This is a genomic window from Shinella zoogloeoides, from assembly GCF_020883495.1.
Taxonomy (GTDB): Bacteria; Pseudomonadota; Alphaproteobacteria; order Rhizobiales; family Rhizobiaceae; genus Shinella; species Shinella zoogloeoides.
Genome location: NZ_CP086610.1, coordinates 3,131,457 through 3,149,154, shown reverse-complemented (window position 1 = coordinate 3,149,154; position 17,698 = coordinate 3,131,457). Strand labels below are relative to the sequence as shown.

At 66.0% G+C, this 17,698-nt stretch carries 18 protein-coding genes; 16 read left to right on the top strand and 2 right to left on the bottom strand.

The genetic code is table 11. The features are described 5' to 3' along the window. The first annotated feature begins 9 nt into the window (after positions 1 to 9). Positions 10 to 933: a tRNA glutamyl-Q(34) synthetase GluQRS gene (gene gluQRS / locus K8M09_RS15505; RefSeq protein ID WP_380735954.1), complete on the top strand. Its 924-nt coding sequence runs from the start codon at positions 10 to 12 to the stop codon at positions 931 to 933. On the opposite strand, the gene K8M09_RS15500 is transcribed toward gluQRS, so the two are convergent. Further along, a complete protein-coding gene (locus tag K8M09_RS15500) occupies positions 880 to 1,821 on the bottom strand; it encodes a YihY/virulence factor BrkB family protein (RefSeq protein ID WP_160788179.1) in 942 nt (313 codons plus the stop codon). The two genes, gluQRS and K8M09_RS15500, sit on opposite strands and share 54 nt — an antisense overlap. Before the next feature lie 111 nt (positions 1,822 to 1,932). Between K8M09_RS15500 and K8M09_RS15495 the strand changes: the two genes are divergently transcribed. The 11 genes from K8M09_RS15495 (at position 1,933) to K8M09_RS15445 (ending at position 11,296) form a co-directional block, all read left to right on the top strand. Next, the gene (locus K8M09_RS15495; RefSeq protein WP_160788180.1) at positions 1,933 to 2,766 is read left to right on the top strand and encodes an SDR family oxidoreductase; all 834 of its coding nucleotides are present in this window, start codon (positions 1,933 to 1,935) and stop codon (positions 2,764 to 2,766) included. A 100-nt stretch (positions 2,767 to 2,866) separates the two neighbouring features. After that, positions 2,867 to 3,067 carry a twin transmembrane helix small protein gene (locus K8M09_RS15490; protein ID WP_160788175.1) on the top strand — a complete coding sequence of 67 codons (201 nt, stop codon included), beginning with the start codon at positions 2,867 to 2,869 and terminating at the stop codon, positions 3,065 to 3,067. After that, positions 3,067 to 3,645, top strand: coding sequence for a cob(I)yrinic acid a,c-diamide adenosyltransferase (locus K8M09_RS15485; protein ID WP_160788176.1), 579 nt, complete (start codon positions 3,067 to 3,069; stop codon positions 3,643 to 3,645). The genes K8M09_RS15490 and K8M09_RS15485 overlap by 1 nt, the downstream gene beginning before the upstream one ends. Positions 3,646 to 3,678: 33 nt before the next feature. Next, positions 3,679 to 4,464 (top strand): rhomboid family intramembrane serine protease, encoded by a 786-nt coding sequence (locus K8M09_RS15480; protein ID WP_160788177.1) that lies wholly within the window; start codon positions 3,679 to 3,681, stop codon positions 4,462 to 4,464. A 183-nt stretch (positions 4,465 to 4,647) separates the two neighbouring features. Next, positions 4,648 to 5,397: an electron transfer flavoprotein subunit beta/FixA family protein gene (locus K8M09_RS15475; RefSeq protein WP_229341925.1), complete on the top strand. Its 750-nt coding sequence runs from the start codon at positions 4,648 to 4,650 to the stop codon at positions 5,395 to 5,397. Positions 5,398 to 5,419: 22 nt separating this feature from the next. After that, positions 5,420 to 6,349 carry an electron transfer flavoprotein subunit alpha/FixB family protein gene (locus K8M09_RS15470; protein WP_229341923.1) on the top strand — a complete coding sequence of 310 codons (930 nt, stop codon included), beginning with the start codon at positions 5,420 to 5,422 and terminating at the stop codon, positions 6,347 to 6,349. Positions 6,350 to 6,495: 146 nt separating this feature from the next. Next, positions 6,496 to 7,368, top strand: a complete 873-nt coding sequence (locus tag K8M09_RS15465) for a 3-hydroxybutyryl-CoA dehydrogenase (RefSeq protein ID WP_160787424.1) — start codon at positions 6,496 to 6,498, stop codon at positions 7,366 to 7,368. 137 nt (positions 7,369 to 7,505) lie between these two features. Continuing rightward, positions 7,506 to 8,489, top strand: coding sequence for a thiosulfate ABC transporter substrate-binding protein CysP (gene cysP / locus K8M09_RS15460; RefSeq protein ID WP_160787423.1), 984 nt, complete (start codon positions 7,506 to 7,508; stop codon positions 8,487 to 8,489). Between the two features lie 67 nt (positions 8,490 to 8,556). After that, entirely contained in the window at positions 8,557 to 9,378 is an 822-nt protein-coding gene (gene cysT, locus K8M09_RS15455) for a sulfate ABC transporter permease subunit CysT (RefSeq protein ID WP_160787430.1), read from the top strand. A gap of 2 nt (positions 9,379 to 9,380) precedes the next feature. Continuing rightward, positions 9,381 to 10,277 (top strand): sulfate ABC transporter permease subunit CysW, encoded by an 897-nt coding sequence (gene cysW / locus K8M09_RS15450; protein WP_160787422.1) that lies wholly within the window; start codon positions 9,381 to 9,383, stop codon positions 10,275 to 10,277. After that, positions 10,274 to 11,296, top strand: a complete 1,023-nt coding sequence (locus K8M09_RS15445; protein ID WP_160787421.1) for a sulfate/molybdate ABC transporter ATP-binding protein — start codon at positions 10,274 to 10,276, stop codon at positions 11,294 to 11,296. The genes cysW and K8M09_RS15445 overlap by 4 nt, the downstream gene beginning before the upstream one ends. A gap of 4 nt (positions 11,297 to 11,300) precedes the next feature. Here the strand turns inward: K8M09_RS15445 and tlpA are convergent, their stop codons facing one another. Further along, complete coding sequence (tlpA, locus tag K8M09_RS15440) at positions 11,301 to 11,975, bottom strand: thiol:disulfide interchange protein TlpA (RefSeq protein ID WP_160787420.1); 675 nt, start codon at positions 11,973 to 11,975, stop codon at positions 11,301 to 11,303. A gap of 35 nt (positions 11,976 to 12,010) precedes the next feature. Between tlpA and argH the strand changes: the two genes are divergently transcribed. The 4 genes from argH (at position 12,011) to K8M09_RS15420 (ending at position 17,685) form a co-directional block, all read left to right on the top strand. Continuing rightward, positions 12,011 to 13,414: an argininosuccinate lyase gene (gene argH / locus K8M09_RS15435; protein WP_160787419.1), complete on the top strand. Its 1,404-nt coding sequence runs from the start codon at positions 12,011 to 12,013 to the stop codon at positions 13,412 to 13,414. 107 nt (positions 13,415 to 13,521) lie between these two features. Continuing rightward, positions 13,522 to 13,704 carry an LPS translocon maturation chaperone LptM gene (lptM, locus tag K8M09_RS15430; RefSeq protein ID WP_160787418.1) on the top strand — a complete coding sequence of 61 codons (183 nt, stop codon included), beginning with the start codon at positions 13,522 to 13,524 and terminating at the stop codon, positions 13,702 to 13,704. Between the two features lie 13 nt (positions 13,705 to 13,717). Continuing rightward, a complete protein-coding gene (gene lysA, locus K8M09_RS15425; protein WP_160787417.1) occupies positions 13,718 to 14,986 on the top strand; it encodes a diaminopimelate decarboxylase in 1,269 nt (422 codons plus the stop codon). 107 nt (positions 14,987 to 15,093) lie between these two features. Further along, a complete protein-coding gene (locus K8M09_RS15420) occupies positions 15,094 to 17,685 on the top strand; it encodes a TIGR02302 family protein (protein ID WP_160787416.1) in 2,592 nt (863 codons plus the stop codon). Positions 17,686 to 17,698 lie beyond the last annotated feature (13 nt).

Genomic DNA, 17,698 nt, shown 5'->3' with positions numbered 1-17,698 from the left:
CGGCGCTTCATGCCAGAAGATCGCATGCAAAGTCCTTTGTCAAAGAATCGCGTCTTTCGTTTCGCGCCCAGCCCGAACGGGCTGCTGCATCTTGGCCATGCGCTTTCGGCGATCCTGAACCGGGATATGGCTGCGGCCTGCGGCGGCCGGTTCCTGCTGCGCATCGAGGATATCGACCCCGCCCGCTCGCGGCCGGAATTCGAGGCGGCGATCTATCGCGACCTCGCCTGGCTGGGGCTGGACTGGGAGAGGCCGGTGCGCCGGCAGTCGGAGCACCTCGCCTTCTACGGCGAGGCGCTGGAGCGGCTGAAAGCGATGGGCGTGCTCTATCCGGGGTTCCTCAGCCGCGGCGAGGTGAAGGCGCGGGTGGAGGCGCACGAGGCGGCGGGCGGCGTCTGGCCGCGCGACCCGGACGGCGCGCCGCTCTATCCGACCGGGGAGCGGACGCTCGACCGGGAAGAGGCGCTGGCCGCGATCGCAGCCGGCCGCCAGCATGCCTGGCGGCTCGACATGGACAAGGCCCGGGCGCTTGCGCCGGGCGCGCTCGACTGGTCGGAGGCGGGCGAGGGGCCGCGAGGCGAGACAGGGACCGTCGCGGCGGAGCCGGAGCGCTGGGGCGATGTCATCCTGTCGCGGCCGGATGCGCCGGCGAGCTACCATCTCGCGGTGGTGCTGGACGATGCGGCGCAGGGCGTTACCGATGTGGTGCGGGGGCAGGACCTCTTCCATGCGACGGCGGTGCATCGCCTGTTGCAGAGCCTGCTCGGGCTGCCCGCGCCGGCCTATAGGCATCATGGGCTGGTGCCGGGGCCGGACGGGCGCAAGCTTTCCAAGAGCAACGAGGATACGGGGATTGCGGCCTACCGGGAGCGCGGCGCTTCACCGGCGGACATTCGCGCGCTGCTCGCGGGCTATGGCTTCGTCCTCCATTGAGGGCTCCTCGGTCACGGGCTTTCGCACGCCGCGCATCCGGTCGAGGACCAGACGCCTGACCCGGTATTTCATCAGGGCGGCGTTGATTTCCGCGCCCAGGATGAAGATCACGCCGATGATGTAGAGGAAGACCAGCGCGATCATGATCGAGGCAAGGCCCGCATAGGTCGAGACATAGTTGGCGAAGGTGGCGAGGTAGGAGGCGAAGACATAGGCGCCGAAACCCCAGGCAAGCAGGGTCAGCAGGATGCCCGGCAGCACGTCGGCGATCCTGCGGCGGCCGGCGGGCAGCCACAGATGGGCGATGAGCAGGCCGATGAACAGCACCAGGATGGTGCCGAAAAGCCCCCAGCTTTCCACCCAGGAATAGACATAGGCTAGGAAGGGCTGCCAGCGTCCCGTCGCACGCACCGCAAGCGGGGCGGCGACGAGCACGATGCTGATGACGGCAAGCGCCAGCACGCCGGCAATGACGAAGCCCAGGCTGGCGAGGCGCGTGACGTACCAGTAGCGCGTTTCCGACACCCGGTAGGCGCGGTTGAGCGAAACGCGCAGCGCTTCCACGCCGTTGGAGGCGAAGTAGGCGGCGGCGAGCACGGAGACCGTCAGAAGCCCGCCGCGCGGGGTTGTCAGCACGGCGACGACCTCGCTGGAGATCGGGGCGGCGATCGATTCTGGCCAGGTGTCGAAGATGAGGTGTACGGCGGTGTCGGCGAACTGGTCGGCGCCGAGGAAGGAGCCGAGCGCGGTGCCGAAGATCAGGAAGGGAAAGATCGCGAGCAGCGTCGACAGCGCGACATGGCTCGCCATTGCCCAGCCGTCGTCCTCGGAGAAATGCCAGATCGCGTCGAAGACGACCTTGTAGGCAAGGCGTATGGCGGTCGGTATCGGCAATTCGGTCCCTTGTGCGGCCGGCGGGCCGTCTCTCATTGTTTCGCGCCGGTGAATATGGGAAACGGAAGCGGATTTGTACAGGAAACCGCGATGTCTTCCCCAACCATGACCACCTTGCCGAGTATCATCGTCACCGGCTGCTCGTCCGGCATCGGCGCCTACTGCGCCCGCGCGCTGAAGGCGGAAGGCTGGCGGGTGTTCGCGACGGTGCGGCGCGAGGACGACCGGGCCCCGCTCGAGGCCGACGGCATCGAGGCGCTGCTGATGGACTATACCGAGCCGGAAACCATCGCGGCGCTCGTCGAGACGGTGCTGGCGCGCACCGGCGGGCGGCTCGACGCGCTGTTCAACAACGGCGCCTATGGCCAGGCCGGCGCGGTGGAGGACCTGCCGGTCGAGGCGCTGCGGCTTCAGCTCGAAACGAATGTCATCGGTTGGCACGACCTGACGCGGCGGGTGATCCCCGTCATGCGCCGGCAGGGCCATGGGCGCATCGTGCAGTGCTCGTCGATCCTCGGCATCGTGCCCTATCGCTGGCGCGGGGCCTACAATGCCTCGAAATTCGCGCTGGAAGGCCTGTCGCTGACGCTGCGCATGGAGCTTGCCGGGTCGGGCATCCATGTCAGCCTCATCGAGCCGGGGCCGATCGCCTCGCGCTTCACCGCCAATGCGCTCACCCATATCGAGAAGAACATCGACCTTGAAAACTCGGTGCATGCAGAGGAGTACCGGCGGCAGCTCCAGCGGCTGCGCGGCGAGGCGAAGCCGGCGCGCGGCAAGCTGGGGCCGGAGGCGGTGCATGCGGTGCTGCGCCATGCGCTGACGGCCAGACGCCCGCGGCCGCACTACATCGTGACCTCGCCGGCCCGCAAGGGCGCGCTTCTGAAGAAGCTGCTGCCGGCGGCGCTGTTCTACCGTATCATCGGGCGGCTCGGCTGACGCGGCGCGGCGTCGCAGGTTTCATCGCCGAAAAGGCGTGCACTTTGCGCGGAAAACCCTATTTGAATAGGGCTGACAGAAATCAAAACGGATCGCGGCCATGTCTTCCTTCCTCACCTTCGTGACCATGCTCGTCATGGCGCTCGTCGCCGTCGTGCTGGTGCGCGGCCTTGTCAACATGGCGAAGGGCGGCAGCGGCAACACGTCCAACAAGCTGATGCAGCTTCGCGTGCTGCTGCAGGCCATCGCCATCCTGCTGATCATGCTGACGCTCTGGGTGACGGGCGGGGGACGCGGCTGATGGTCAAGCTCAACAAGATCTACACCCGCACCGGCGACAACGGGACGACGGGTCTCGTCGCCGGCCCGCGGCGCAAGAAGCACGACCTGCGCGTCGAATCCTATGGCGAGGTGGACGAGGCGAATTCCTGCGTCGGGCTTGCGCGCCAGCATCTTGACGGGCACCCGTCGCTCGACCGTATGCTGCTGCGCATCCAGAACGACCTCTTCGACCTCGGCGCCGATCTTGCCGCGCCCGAGACCGGCGAGAAACTCGCCTATGAGCCGCTGCGCATCGTCCAGGCGCAGGTCGACCGGCTGGAGCGGGAGATCGACCAGCTCAATGCCGACCTGGAGCCGCTGCGCTCCTTCGTGCTGCCGGGCGGCACGCCGGCCGCGGCAGCCCTGCATCTGGCGCGCACCGTCGCGCGGCGGGCCGAGCGGCGCATCGTCGCCCTGCAGGACAGCGAGGGCGAAACGGTGTCGGCGACGGCGGTCGCCTATATCAACCGGCTCTCCGATTTCCTCTTCGTCGCGGCCCGCTGGGTGAACGACAAGGGACGTACGGACATATTGTGGGTTCCGGGGCAGAACAGGTAAGTTCGCGCAGGGCACGCACGGGGAAGGAGACCCATGTTCATACCGCTGCATGACGCGAACTCCCTGAAGCATATCAAGGTGCAATATGTCACGATCGGGCTGATCCTGATCGATTTCGTCGTCTGGCTGGTGACCGGGCTCACCGCGACGCAGGCCTTCTCCGACGCCGTGGTGGTCGGTCTCGGCTATATTCCGGCGGTGGTCTTCGGCTATGCCGCCCTGGAGCCGGCCCTCGTGCTGGTGCCGGAGGATGCGACCTATGTCACCTACGCCTTCCTGCACGGCGATTTCCTGCATCTCGCCTCGAACATGCTGTTTCTCTGGGTGTTCGGCGACAATGTGGAGGATGCGCTGGGCCATGTCCGCTTCCTCCTGTTCTACCTCCTGTGCGCGGCGGCGGGCGCGCTGGTGCATGGCCTCGTGCAGCCGGATTCCGAAGCGCCGCTGATCGGCGCGTCGGGTGCGGTCGCCGGCGTGGTCGCGGCCTATTTCCTGCTGCATCCCAAGGTGCGGGTCTGGGTTCTGGTGTTCTTCCGCATCCCGCTGCCGATGCCCGCGGTCATTCCGCTCGCCTTCTGGATTCTCCAGCAGTTCTACATGCTCGTCGTGGACGGCGAGGGCGCGGTGTCCTGGGGCGCGCATGTCGGCGGCATCGTCGCGGGGGCGATCCTCGTGGTGCTGCTGCGCCGGCGCGGGGTGCCGCTGTTCGACCGGACCATCGTGACCCCGAAGGCCGTGCGGCATATCGAGGTGGCGCCGGCGCCGGTGGAGGCGGCGGCCGCGCGGCCCCCGGTTCCGCCCACGCATTGGGGCCGTTGACCCGTGTCGCAAAGAGTAAATTGACGTGAACGTAAAGGTAATTTATAAACCCTCCGTTTTCACGGGGGAGGGCCTGTGACGCATTGTAATTGGGAAAAAAACGCGTATCGATGTCGCCAACCGACAATCAGGCCGCCCCTGAAAGGCGCATTTTCCCTCGCGGGCATTTGAAGGAAGGAAGCCATGAAGATCTTGGTCCCAGTCAAGCGGGTCGTTGATTACAACGTGAAGATCCGCGTCAAGGCGGACGGCTCGGGTGTCGAGCTTGCCAATGTTAAGATGTCGATGAACCCGTTCGACGAGATTTCGGTCGAAGAGGCGCTGCGTCTGAAGGAAGCGGGCAAGGCCGAGGAAGTGGTCGTGGTCTCCATCGGCCCGGCCAAGGCCGAGGAAACGCTGCGCACCGCGCTCGCCATGGGCGCCGACCGCGCCGTTCTGGTCGAGACGGAAGACGCCGTCGAGCCGCTGGCCGTCGCCAAGATCCTCAAGGGCGTGGCCGAAGCCGAACAGCCCGGCCTCGTCATCGTCGGCAAGCAGGCCATCGACGACGATTCGAACCAGACCGGCCAGATGCTGTCGGCCCTGCTCGGCTGGGCGCAGGCGACGTTCGCCTCCAAGGTCGAGATCGGCAACGGTTCGGCTCAGGTCACCCGCGAAGTCGACGGCGGCCTGCAGACCATCGACGTGAAGCTCCCGGCGGTCGTCACCACCGACCTTCGCCTCAACGAGCCGCGTTATGCCTCGCTGCCGAACATCATGAAGGCGAAGAAGAAGCCGCTCGACAAGAAGTCGCCGGCCGATTTCGGCGTCGACACCGCCCCGCGCCTGAAGGTGCTGAAGACCGAGGAACCGTCGGGCCGCAAGGCCGGCGTCAAGGTCAAGTCGGTCGCCGAGCTGGTCGAAAAGCTCAAGACCGAAGCCGGCGTGCTGTAAGCAGGAAAGGGAGAACACGACAATGGCCATTCTTCTTCTGGCAGATCACGACAACGCACACCTTTCCGACCAGACCGCCAAGGCGCTGACGGCAGCGGCGAAGATCGGCTCCGACGTGCATGTGCTCGTCGCCGGCAGCAATGCCAAGGCCGCGGCCGAACAGGCTGCCAAGCTCTCGGGCGTGACGAAGGTCCTGCTCGCCGACGACGCAAGCCTTGCCAACAACCTTGCAGAGCCGCTGGCCGCGCTCATCGTGTCGCTCGCCGGCAACTATGACGCCATCGTCTCGGCCGCGACCTCGGTGGGCAAGAACGTGCTGCCGCGCGTCGCCGCCCTGCTCGATGTCGCGCAGGTTTCGGAAATCGTCGAGGTCGTCTCGGCCGACACGTTCAAGCGTCCGATCTATGCGGGCAATGCCATTCAGACGGTTCAGTCCACGGACGCCAAGAAGGTGATCACCGTTCGCACGGCGTCCTTCGCCGCAGCAGACGAGGGCGGTAGCGCGCAGGTCGAGACCATCTCGGCCGCTGCGAACCCGGGCCTTTCCACCCACGTCAAGGACGCACTGTCCTCGTCGGATCGTCCGGAACTGACCTCGGCCAAGATCATCATCTCGGGCGGCCGCGCGCTTGGTTCGTCTGAAAAGTTCCAGGAAGTGATCCTTCCGGTCGCCGACAAGCTCGGTGCTGCCGTCGGCGCATCCCGCGCTGCCGTCGATGCGGGCTACGCGCCGAACGACTGGCAGGTCGGCCAGACCGGCAAGGTGGTCGCGCCGCAGCTCTACATCGCCTGCGGCATCTCGGGTGCGATCCAGCATCTTGCCGGCATGAAGGACAGCAAGGTGATCGTGGCGATCAACAAGGACGAGGAAGCACCGATCTTCCAGGTCGCGGACTACGGCCTCGTCGGCGATCTCTTCGAAATCCTCCCGGAGCTTCAGAAGGCTCTCTGATCCGGCTTTCCGGCCGGGCTTTGCGACGATGATTTCACTGGAAATATGCGTCGCGTCCCTTTATCAATTCACCGGGCCGGCTTGACCGGCCCGGTGTTTTTTTGCCCGCGCGCGGGCGCGGACCGAACAACGAGGCGACAAGCGCTATGATCAAGAATGTCGGTATTGTGGGTGCGGGCCAGATGGGGTGCGGGATCGCGCATGTCGCGGCCATGGCCGGCTACAAGGTCCATATCTACGACCTGTCGGCCGAGCGCGCCGAAACCGGCCTCGCCACGATCAACGGCAACCTCGCCCGTCAGGTCTCTTCCGGGAAAATGTCCGACGAGGACCGCAAGAAGGCGCTCGCGCTGATCAAGGGCTCGTCCGACATCAACGACCTTTCCGACGCCGACCTCGTCATCGAGGCCGCGACGGAGGACGAGACCGTCAAGCGCAAGATCTACGGTCAGGTCTGTGCCGTGCTGAAGCCGGAGGCGATCCTCGCCACCAACACCTCCTCGCTGTCGATCACCCGCCTAGCCTCCGCCACCGACCGGCCGGAGCGCTTCATGGGCATCCACTTCATGAACCCGGTTCCGGTGATGAAGCTGGTGGAGCTGGTGCGCGGCATCGCAACCGAGGAAGTGACCTTCGCCGCCGCCAAGGCCTTCGTCACCAGCCTCGACAAGACGATCACGGTCGCCGAAGATTTCCCGGCCTTCATCGTCAACCGCATCCTGCTGCCGATGATCAACGAGGCGATCTATACGCTTTATGAAGGCGTCGGCTCGGTGGAAGCCATCGACACGGCCATGAAGCTCGGCGCGAACCATCCGATGGGGCCATTGCAGCTTGCCGACTTCATCGGTCTCGATACCTGCCTTTCGATCATGCAGGTGCTGCATGACGGGCTGGCCGATTCCAAGTACCGTCCCTGCCCGCTGCTGGTGAAATATGTCGAGGCCGGCTGGCTCGGCCGCAAGTCGGGCCGCGGCTTCTACGACTATCGCGGCGAGGTTCCGGTTCCCACCCGCTGACGGGCGGAGAATCCGCGAACTTTCCCTTTCGGGGAAAAATGTTCCGCCTGTCATCGAAGCTATGACAGGCCATGCCTCGGATGCCGATTGGCCCGCCGTTATTGTCTGCCTCAATTGTTCTGCATTGGGGTTTTCAGATGAAACGTTTGCTGCTTCTCGGCGTCGCCCTTCTCGGCTTTGCCGCTCCGTTCACCGCACAGGCCGCCGACAAGCTGCTGAACGCTTCCTATGACGTGGCGCGCGAGCTTTTTGCCGCCGAGAACGAAGCCTTCGTGAAGGCCCATCCGGGCGTCACCATCGACCAGTCGCATGGCGGCACGTCCAAGCAGGCGCGCGCCATCGTCGAAGGCCTCGAGGCCGATGTGGTGACCTTCAATCAGGTGACGGATATCGACTTCCTCGTGAAGAACGGCTTCGTCGCGGAAGACTGGCAGAAGAAGTTCCCGAACAACGCCTCGCCCTTCTATTCCTTCCCGTCCTTCCTCGTGCGCGCCGGCAATCCGAAGAACATCAAGGACTGGTCCGACCTTGCCCGCGACGATGTGAAGGTGATCTTCCCGAACCCGAAGACCTCCGGCAATGCGCGCTACACCTATCTCGCCGCCACGGCCTATGCCAAGGAAGCCTTCAACAACGATCCGGTGAAGGTCGAGGAGTTCGTCACCAAGATCTTCGACAACGTTCCGGTCTTCGACACGGGCGGCCGCGCGGCGACGACGACCTTCGTCGAGCGCGAGATCGGCGACGTCATCATCACCTTCGAGGCCGAAACCAAGTCGATCGCCAAGCAGTACGGCGAGGACAAGTTCCAGAGCGTCGTGCCCTCCGTCTCGCTGCTCGCCGAATTCCCGGTTGCCGTCGTCGACAAGGTGGCGGACGCCAAGGGCAGCCGTGACCTGGCAAAGTCCTATCTCGATTTCCTCTATGGGCCGGAAGGCCAGAAGATCGCCGCCGAGTTCGGTCACCGCGTCCTCGACGAGAAGGTCGCCGCCGAGTTCAAGGGCCAGTTCCCGGAAATCCGCCTCGTGAATGTCGACGATGTCTTCGGCGGCTGGAAGCAGGTCACCGCGGAACACTTCGCCGAAGGCGGCAAGCTCGACAAGATCTATGGCAGCCGTTGATACGTCCCGCGATATCGCCGCCGCGGCCGGCAAGAGGGCCGCGGTGGAGCAGAAGGCCGGACGGGCCGTGAGGCGGCGCGTGCTGCCGGGCCTGCCGCTCGCGCTCGGCATAACCCTCGTCTATGTCGCCGTCATCGTGGTGCTGCCGCTGGCGGCGCTCATCTTCAAGGCGGCGAGCCTGGGGCCGGCCGATTACTTGCGCATCGTCTCATCCGACCGCGCCTTCGCCAGCTACCGGGTGACGGTGCTCTGCGCGCTGGCGGCGACTGTCTTCAATCTTCTCTTTGGCATGGCGCTCGCCTGGGTGCTGGTGCGCTACCGCTTCCCGGGCCGCCGGCTGGTCGATGCGCTGGTGGATCTGCCCTTCGCGCTGCCGACGGCCGTCGCGGGCATCGCGCTCACCACGCTGTTCGCCACGAACGGCTGGTTCGGCGGCCCGCTTTCCCATCTCGGCATCAAGGTCGCCTATACGCCGCTCGGCATCATCGTTGCGATGAGCTTCACCAGCCTGCCCTTCATCGTGCGAACGGTTCAGCCGGTGCTGGAGGAACTCGATCCGGCGCTCGAGGAGGCGGGGCAGACGCTCGGCGCCAGCGATCTTTCGATCTTCACCGGCGTCATCCTGCCGCTCCTGACGCCCGCGATCCTCGCCGGCGTCTCGCTCTCCTTCGCGCGCAGCCTCGGTGAGTTCGGCGCGATCATCTTCATCGCCGCCAACCAGCCGTTCTCGACGGAGATCACGGCGCTGCTCGCCTTCATCCGGCTGGAGGAATACGATTATCCCGCCTCGGCGGCCATCGCCTCCGTCATGCTGCTGACGGCCTTCGTCATGCTGGCGATCACCAATCTCATGCAGGCCCGCGCCCTGCGCTATACGGCGAGGGGCTGACCATGGCGCATCATGGAAAAGGCAAGCCACCGCGCGTCGGCGACAATCCGCTCTTCCGCCGCTCCCTGCTCGCCATCGTGCTGCTGCTCGTCGGGTTGATGATCGTCGCGCCGCTCGCCGTCATCGCCGTCGAGGCGTTTTCGCGCGGCATCGCCTATTTCGGGGCGTCCATCGCCGATCCCGATACGCGCCACGCCATCCTGCTGACGGTGATCACGGCGCTCATCGCCGTGCCGATCAACACCGCCTTCGGCGTCGCGGCGGCCTGGGCGATCACCAAACACGATTTTCCGGGCAAGCGGCTGCTCACCGTCATCATCGAGCTGCCCTTCTCCGTCTCGCCCATCGTCGCGGGCGTTTCCTATCTCTTCGTCTTCGGCCTGCAGGGATTGTTCGGCCCCGCTCTCGAAGCGGCCGGGATCAAGATTCTCTTCGCCCTGCCGGGCATCGTGCTCGCCAGCATGTTCGTGACCGCGCCCTTCGTCGCGCGCGAACTGATCCCGCTGATGCAGGCGCAGGGCCGCGATCTGGAAGAGGCGGCGACCTCGCTCGGGGCGAGCGGCTGGCGCACCTTCTTCTCGGTCACGCTGCCGAACATCAAATGGGCGCTGCTCTACGGCGTCGTGCTGTGCAATTCGCGCGTGATGGGCGAGTTCGGTGCGGTCTCGGTCGTTTCCGGCAATATCCGCGGCCAGACGAATACGCTGCCGCTGCATATCGAGCTGCTCTATCACGATTACAACGCGGCCGGCTCCTTTGCCGCCGCATCCATTCTCGCGGGTCTCGCCATCGTCACGCTCGTCGCCAAGGTGGCGCTGGAGCGGCAGGGCGCGGGCCGCGTGCAGCGCCCGACCGCCCTTGCAGGGGCCGACAGCATCACGCCGGAGGTCAAACCGTGAAGATCCGTCTTACCAATGTGGTCAAGGAGTTCGAGACCTTCCGCGCCGTGCACGGCGTCTCGCTCGATATCGAGAGCGGCGAGCTGGTCGCGCTGCTCGGCCCCTCCGGCTCCGGCAAGACGACGATCCTGCGCATGGTCGCCGGGCTCGAATATGCCGATGCCGGCGTGATCTATTTCGGCGATGAGAACGCGACCGACATTCCCGTGCGCGAGCGCGGCGTCGGCTTCGTCTTCCAGCACTATGCGCTCTTCCCGCATATGACGGTGGGCGAGAACATCGCTTTCGGCATGAAGGTTTCCAAGGTCAGGCGCACGCCGCAGGCGATTGCCGAGCGCGTCGGGGAACTGCTCGACCTCGTGCAGCTCGGCGGTCTCAGGGGTCGCTTCCCCGGCCAGATTTCCGGCGGCCAGCGCCAGCGCGTGGCGCTCGCCCGGGCGCTTGCCGTCGATCCGCGCGTGCTGCTGCTCGACGAGCCCTTCGGCGCGCTCGACGCCAATGTGCGGCGGGACCTGCGCCGCTGGCTGCGCAAGATTCACGACGAACTCGGCATCACCACGCTTTTCGTCACGCATGATCAGGAAGAGGCGCTGGACCTTGCCGACCGCGTCGTCATCCTCAACAAGGGCCGGATCGTGCAGGAGGGCACGCCCGAGGCCGTGTGCCGCAACCCGGCCGACGCCTTCGTGATGAACTTTCTGGGCGACGCCAACCGGCTCGATGCGGATATCCGCGGCGGCAGGGCCTATGTCGACGACGTCGCCTTCGAGGCCGATGGCGTTGCCGATGGCGGGGGGCAAATCCTCTTCCGTCCGGCGGACGTCACCTGGCGCGAAGACGGCCAAGGCATCGCGGCGAAGATCGTGCGTGTCATCGACCGGCCGGATTCGCGCCGCGTGCTGGCGCTGACCGGCAGCGGCCAGCCGGTGGAGTTCGACACCGCGCCGGAATTCCCGCATACCAAGGGCGAGGCGGGTTTCATCGATATCCGCCGGCCGCGTGTCTACGCGGCGGCATGATCCCTCAGGTCTTCGGCGCCGCCAGCGCGGCGTTGATCAGCGCCTTGGCGTCTTCGCTGTCCCAGGCGGCAGGGCCGTTCATGGCGGAGATCAGGCAGCCCTTCTCGTCCATCAGCAGCGTGACGGGCAGGCCGAAGGCGAGGCCTTCCTTCTTCAGCGTGTTGAAGACGCCCATCGAGGCGTCGCGGTAGAAGGCGAGGTCGTGTACGCCGGTCTCGTCGAGGAAAGCCTTCGGCTTCTCGTCGTCGCCGGTGTCGATGTTGATCGCCACCACCTCGAACCTGTCGCTGCCGAGGGTTTTCTGAAGCGCGTTGAGCGCCGGCATTTCCTCGCGGCAGGGCACGCACCAGGTCGCCCAGAGATTGACCAGCAGCGTGCGGCCGGCAAAGTCTGCGATGGTCCGCGCCTTGCCGTCCGGCCCGTTGAAGGTGAGGTCGGGCAGGGGCCGGTGTTCGTCGACGGTGCGCATGGCGGCGACCTGTCCCTTGGAGAAAGGCGTGATCGCGGCGGCCCGTTCGGCGGCGAGCGCGCAGGCGGCGGGATCGACGGAGGCTACCGCGCCATTGCCAGACAGGCTTTCCTTCACGTATATCGCAGCACCACCGGCGAGAAGTCCGGCAAGCCCGGCGATGGCGATGAGCTTTCCTGCGGGCAGGCCGAGTTTCTTCTTCACTGACATTTCATTCTCCAGGACTCTTTTCCAGGCAGGCACCCATGGCAGACGGCACTTCCGAGACGAAATCCTCGAACCAGATGTGGGGCGGCCGCTTCGCCTCGGGACCGGATGCGATCATGGAGGAGATAAATGCCTCCATCGGCTTCGACAAGAAGCTTTACGCCCAGGACATCCGCGGCTCAAAGGCGCATGCCGAGATGCTTGCCCATCAGGGCATCATTTCCGCCGACGATAAGGAAAAGATCGTTCACGGTCTCGACACGATCCTGTCAGAGATCGAAGCCGGCACGTTCGAGTTCTCCCGCAAGCTGGAAGACATTCACATGAATGTCGAGGCGCGGCTGGCGAGCCTGATCGGCCCCGCCGCCGGACGCCTGCACACCGCCCGCTCGCGCAACGACCAGGTGGCGCTCGACTTCCGCCTCTGGGTCAAGGAAGAGCTGCAGAAGACCGAGAAGATGCTGACGGCGCTGATATCCGCCTTCCTCGACCGTGCGGAAGAGCATGCCGAGACCGTCATGCCCGGCTTCACCCATCTCCAGACGGCCCAGCCGGTGACCTTCGGCCACCATTGCATGGCCTATGTGGAAATGTTCGGCCGCGACCGCCAGCGCGTGCGCCACGCGATCGAGCATCTCGACGAAAGCCCGATCGGCGCCGCCGCGCTCGCCGGCACCGGCTACAATATCGACCGGCACATGACGGCCAAGGCCCTCGGCTTCCGCGAGCCGACCCGCAATTCCATCGACACGGTCTCGGACCGCGACTTCGCGCTGGAGTTCCTCTCCATCGCCGCCATCGCCTCCGTTCACCTCTCGCGCCTTGCGGAAGAGATCGTCATCTGGTCGACGCCGCAGTTCGGCTTCATCCGCCTGTCGGATGCGTTTTCGACCGGCTCGTCCATCATGCCGCAGAAGAAGAACCCCGATGCCGCCGAACTGGTGCGCGCCAAGACCGGCCGCATCAACGGCTCGCTGATCGCGCTGCTGACGGTCATGAAGGGCCTGCCGCTCGCCTATTCCAAGGACATGCAGGAAGACAAGGAACAGGTCTTCGATGCGGCCGAGAGCCTGGAGCTGGCCATCGCCGCGATGACCGGCATGGTGCGCGACATGACGATCCGCGCGGACCGGATGAAGGCGGCGGCGGGTTCGGGCTATTCCACCGCGACGGACCTTGCGGACTGGCTGGTGCGCGAGGCGGGCCTGCCGTTCCGCGACGCCCACCATGTCACCGGCCGCGCCGTGGCGCTTGCCGAAAGCAAGGGCTGCGACCTTGCGGAACTGTCGCTTGAAGAGCTGCAGGCGATCCATGCCGCGATCACCGCCGATATCTTCAACGTGCTGACGGTGGAAGCCTCCGTCGCCAGCCGCAGGAGCTATGGCGGCACCGCGCCGTCGGAGGTCCGCCGGCAGATCGCCTGGTGGCGTCAGCGGAACTGACCGCGACGCTTTCAGGCCCCACCATAGAGATTAAGGGTGCACAAGGGCGGGCGAATTCGCTAAGGATGGTGCCCACCCCCGACACCGGCATTTCCAGGGAACGCTTCATGACACGCATCGATACCGGCAGGCTGGCTCTCGTGCTCTGCCTTTCCGCAGCGGTTCTGACTGCCTGCGGGCGCAAGGGCGATCTTGAGCGGCCGGGTCCCCAGCCGGTCTACAAGACCATCAACGGCAAGAAGGTCGAGCAGATCGAAGAAAAGCGCTTCATCCTCGACCCGCTTCTCTAACGGACGGTAACCCGTGAACCATTTCGAGCATCGCGACGGCATTCTCCACGCGGAGGACGTGCCGGTTCCGGAAATCGCCAAGGCGGTCGGCACGCCCTTCTATGTCTATTCGACGGCCACGCTGGAGCGCCATTACAAGGTGTTCTCCAAGGCCTTCGACGGCGTGGATGCGCTGGTCTGCTACGCCATGAAGGCGAATTCCAACCAGGCGGTGCTGAAGACGCTCGCCCGGCTCGGCGCGGGCATCGACGTGGTCTCCGAGGGGGAGCTGCGCCGGGCGCTGGCCGCCGGCGTTCCCGCCTCGCGCATCATGTTCTCCGGCGTCGGCAAGACGCCGCGCGAGATGGACCTTGCGCTGGACGCCGGCATCTACTGTTTCAACGTGGAATCCGAGCCGGAACTCGAGGTTCTGAACGCCCGGGCGGTGAAGGCCGGCAAGGTCGCCCACGTCTCCTTCCGCATCAATCCCGACGTCGACGCCCGCACCCATGCGAAGATCTCGACGGGCAAGAAGGAAAACAAGTTCGGCATCTCCTGGGAGCGCGCGCGCGCCGTCTATGCCCGCGCCGCGAGCCTGCCGGGCATCCAGGTCACCGGCATCGACATGCATATCGGCAGCCAGATCACCGAGCTGCAGCCCTTCGACGATGCCTTCCGGCTCTTGCGCGAACTCGTCGAGACGCTGCGCGCCGACGGCCACACCATCGATCACGTCGATGTCGGCGGGGGCCTCGGTATCCCCTACAAGACGGACAATACGCCGCCGCCGCTGCCGGACGCCTATGCCGAGATCGTCAAGAACCAGCTCAAGGGCCTGAACTGCAAGATCGTCACCGAGCCGGGCCGGCTGATCGTCGGCAATGCCGGCATCCTCGTCACCGAAGTCCTCTATGTGAAGGACGGCGGCGAGAAGACCTTCGTCATCGTCGATGCGGCGATGAACGATCTCATCCGCCCGACACTCTATGAGGCCTGGCACGAAATCCAGCCGGTCGTCATCTCGGCGGCCAACGCCCCGCGCATCCGCGCCGACGTCGTCGGCCCGGTCTGCGAGACCGGCGATTATCTTGCACAGGATCGCGAGATGGCGCAGCCCAGGCCCGGCGACCTCATCGCCGTCGGCTCCGCCGGCGCCTATGGCGCGGTGCAGGCCGGCACCTACAACAGCCGCCTCCTTGTGCCCGAAGTGCTCGTCAACGGCGATGCGTTCCACGTCATCCGCCCGCGGCTGTCCTACGACGACCTGATCGGTCTCGACTCCGTGCCGGACTGGCTGGCCTGAGGGAAAACCCCTGGGGGCGCGCATTCACGTTTTCGCGCGCGCCCTCGTCTTCGCCACAAAGAATGGTATTCTCTGGCGGTAACGACCAGCGCGGAGAATCGGGAACGATGGTGAGTGAAGGGCAGGGCAGGACGGGGGCGACCGGCAATCCGCTGACGCGCCGGCTTGCGGGAAAGCGCCTCGCCGCCCGCGCCATCCTTTATGCGGAAGCGCTCATTCCGCGTCTGCTGCCGGTGCTGCTGCTTGTCGCCACTTTTCTGGCGCTCGTCTGGTTCGGCTATTTCCGCCATGCGCCCTTCTGGCTGCATGTGGCGACGCTTCTTGCTGCCGCGCTCGGCCTCATCGCCCTTCTCCTGCGCCTGGGCGGCATTGCCCGGCCCTCCATGGACGATGCCGACCGCATGCTGGAGGCGCGCAATGCGCTCGCCCATCAGGCGATCCGCGTGCAGGACGACCGGCCGGCGGGGGCAGACGCCTTCGCCGACGCGCTGTGGCGCGAGCATCAGGCCCGTATGGCGCGGATGATCGGCGCCTTGCGCACGGGTACGCCCGAGCCGGATATCGCCCGGCACGACCGCCATGGCCTGCGCGCCGTGCCGGTGCTTCTGGCGGTCATCGCCTTTGCCTTTTCCTATTCCAACCATGGCGGCCTGCTTGCTGATGTCGTCTCCTTCCGCGCGCCCGCAGAGGCTGCGCCCGATGTGCGCATCGACGCCTGGGTGACCCCTCCGGCGCATACGTCGAAAGCCCCCGTTTTCCTGACCGGCAACGGGCAGGGTCAGCCGGCGGAGGTTGCCCGGGAGGAAATTCGCGTTCCCCAGTTCAGCGAGTTGACCGTGCGCGTGACCGGCGGCAGCGGCGACGAGCAGGTGAGCTATCAGGTGGCGGGCGAGGATACCGTGACCGCCATCCGCCCCGATGCGGAAAAGCCGAAGGACGGCAAGGCCGGCGCGAAGGCGGCGGCCGACGGCGTTCGGACCATGCAATACAAGATCCTGAAGGACGGCACGCTGACGGTCGACGGCCGGACATGGGCCTTCTCCGTCATTCCCGAACGCGTCCCGGAAATCGCCTTCGACGGCATTCCGAAGGCGACGGTGACCGGGGCGCTGGAAATCGGCTTCATCGCCAAGGACGACTACGGGCTGCAGGAGGCCCATGCGGAAATCGTGCCGGTCGATCAGCCGAAGGATGCCCGGCCGCTCTATCCGCTGCCCGAATACCGGCTCGACCTGCCGCGCCGCGCCGCGCGCGAGGCCAAGGGCACGACGAGCCGCAACCTTTCCGAACATCCGCTTTCCGGCAAGCGCGTGAAGATCACGCTGGTCGCCAGGGACGCCGCCGGGCAGGAAGGACGCAGCCAGCCGGTGGAGATGGTGTTGCCGGCGAAGACGTTCTTCGAGCCGCTCGCCGCTGCCGTCGCCGAGGAGCGGCAGGTCTTCGCGCTCGACGCCAACCAGCTTGCCCAGGCCATCGCGCTCAACGAGGCGCTGACGATCCGGCCGGAAGAGACGATCCCCAACCTGACGCATTACCTGCTGCTGCAATCGGCCAATGCCCGCATGAGGCTCGCCCGCACGGACGACGAGATGCGCGAGACGGCGGACTATCTCTGGGAGATCGCGCTCGGTATCGAGGATGGCAATCTCTCGCTTGCCGACCGGCGGCTGCGCGAGGCGCAGAAGGCGCTTTCCGAGGCGCTCGAGCGCAATGCCTCCGATGAGGAGGTCGCCAAGCTCATGAAGGAACTGCGCGAGGCGATGCAGGCCTATATGGAAGAGCTTGCCCGCCAGGCCGCCAAGAACGGCCAGCAGCAGAGCGCCCAGCAACAGGGCCGCGTCCTGCGCCAGCAGGACCTGCAGCGCATGATGGACCAGATCGAGAATCTGGCGCGCTCGGGTGCGCGCGATCAGGCGCAGCAGATGCTTTCCGACCTGCAGCGCATGATGAACAACCTGCAGGCCGGCCGGCCGCAGCAGGGGCAGGGCCAGCAGAACGACGCCATGCGCGACCAGATGGACAAGCTCGGCGCGCTCGTGCAGCAGCAGCAGCAGTTGATGGAGCAGACGTTCCAGCTCGATCAGGCGCTGCGCGACCGTCAGGAGAGCGGCGATCCCATGCGGGGCGAGGAGGGCGAACAGGCCGAGCGTCAGCCGGGCGACAATGGCGGCGACCGGCAGCCGACGGACCAGATGACGGCCGAGCAGCTCCGCGACGCGTTGAAGAAGCTTCAGGCCCAGCAGGATGCGCTCGGCAAGCAGCTCGGCGAACTGAACGGCGCGCTGAAGGGCATGGGGCTGGACCCCGGCGAAGGTTTCGGCAAGGCGGGGCGCGAGATGAAGGGCGCTTCGCAGGCGCTGGGCGAAGGCGAGGGCGAATCGGCCGTCGGCAGCCAGGGACGCGCGCTGGAAGCGCTGCGTCAGGGCGCGCAGAGCATGATGAACCAGATGCAGGCCATGGGTCAGGGGCCGGGGCAGGGCATGCCGCAGGCCGGCCGCGAGGGGCGCGATCCGCTCGGCCGCGAGACCCGGGCCGGCAGGAACCAGGGACCCGATACCGGCGGGCCGGAGGCCATTCCGGAAGAATTCGACATCCAGCGGGCGCGCGACATTCTGGAGGAGATTCGCCGCAAGCTCGGCGCGGGCGCCACGCCCGGCCTCGAACGGGAATATCTCGAGCGGCTGCTCGGGATTCAATAGGATTGCTTACAGC

Bases quoted from the DNA above. Each gene is read 5' to 3' on its own strand.
- gluQRS (WP_380735954.1), top strand. From the start codon at position 10: ATGCCAGAAGATCGCATGCAAAGTCCTTTGTCAAAGAATCGCGTCTTT.
- K8M09_RS15495 (WP_160788180.1), top strand. From the start codon at position 1,933: ATGACCACCTTGCCGAGTATCATCGTCACCGGCTGCTCGTCCGGCATC.
- K8M09_RS15490 (WP_160788175.1), top strand. From the start codon at position 2,867: ATGTCTTCCTTCCTCACCTTCGTGACCATGCTCGTCATGGCGCTCGTC.
- K8M09_RS15485 (WP_160788176.1), top strand. From the start codon at position 3,067: ATGGTCAAGCTCAACAAGATCTACACCCGCACCGGCGACAACGGGACG.
- K8M09_RS15480 (WP_160788177.1), top strand. From the start codon at position 3,679: ATGTTCATACCGCTGCATGACGCGAACTCCCTGAAGCATATCAAGGTG.
- K8M09_RS15475 (WP_229341925.1), top strand. From the start codon at position 4,648: ATGAAGATCTTGGTCCCAGTCAAGCGGGTCGTTGATTACAACGTGAAG.
- K8M09_RS15470 (WP_229341923.1), top strand. From the start codon at position 5,420: ATGGCCATTCTTCTTCTGGCAGATCACGACAACGCACACCTTTCCGAC.
- K8M09_RS15465 (WP_160787424.1), top strand. From the start codon at position 6,496: ATGATCAAGAATGTCGGTATTGTGGGTGCGGGCCAGATGGGGTGCGGG.
- cysP (WP_160787423.1), top strand. From the start codon at position 7,506: ATGAAACGTTTGCTGCTTCTCGGCGTCGCCCTTCTCGGCTTTGCCGCT.
- cysW (WP_160787422.1), top strand. From the start codon at position 9,381: ATGGCGCATCATGGAAAAGGCAAGCCACCGCGCGTCGGCGACAATCCG.
- tlpA (WP_160787420.1), bottom strand. From the start codon at position 11,975: ATGTCAGTGAAGAAGAAACTCGGCCTGCCCGCAGGAAAGCTCATCGCC.
- argH (WP_160787419.1), top strand. From the start codon at position 12,011: ATGGCAGACGGCACTTCCGAGACGAAATCCTCGAACCAGATGTGGGGC.
- lptM (WP_160787418.1), top strand. From the start codon at position 13,522: ATGACACGCATCGATACCGGCAGGCTGGCTCTCGTGCTCTGCCTTTCC.
- K8M09_RS15420 (WP_160787416.1), top strand. From the start codon at position 15,094: ATGGTGAGTGAAGGGCAGGGCAGGACGGGGGCGACCGGCAATCCGCTG.